The organism is Psychroserpens luteolus, assembly GCF_021032705.1.
Classification (GTDB): Bacteria; Bacteroidota; Bacteroidia; order Flavobacteriales; family Flavobacteriaceae; genus Psychroserpens; species Psychroserpens luteolus.
Genome location: NZ_JAHVXI010000034.1, coordinates 1 through 385 on the forward strand (window position 1 = coordinate 1; position 385 = coordinate 385).

Genomic DNA, 385 nt, shown 5'->3' on the forward strand with positions numbered 1-385 from the left:
CTCCGCCCGCTTGATGTGGCCGCACAGGCCGCCAAAACGACCGAGCAGGTGATGCACGACCTTGAGGCGCGACGCCAGAAAGCGACAACGGATGCAGAGCGGCGCAAGTTGAAGTTTGAACTGCACATGGCGCTGGCCCGCGTGGGCATCGAGCCGCCCCCATGGGACGAGGATTGAGGTCGGCGGTTCTTAGCGGACGGGCACGGAATAGAGGATAAACCCATCCACCCGCGCCACTTCGACAGCGCCGGTATCCAGAACAAACACGCCGAGGTTCTCGGCATCCTCAGGGCAGCCCACAAGGTCAGCGGCATCGTCGAGGAATTGGTTGGTGAAGTCGTTCTCGCCGACGCGGCGGCAGGCATCGCCTTTGATGCGGTAACCG

At 63.1% G+C, this 385-nt stretch carries 1 protein-coding gene; it reads right to left on the reverse strand.

The window, feature by feature from the left end; translation table 11 throughout:
• Positions 1-189: 189 nt before the first annotated feature.
• A partial coding sequence (locus tag KWG70_RS17720) for a hypothetical protein (protein WP_230937373.1) occupies positions 190-385 on the reverse strand: 196 nt, incomplete at its 5' end.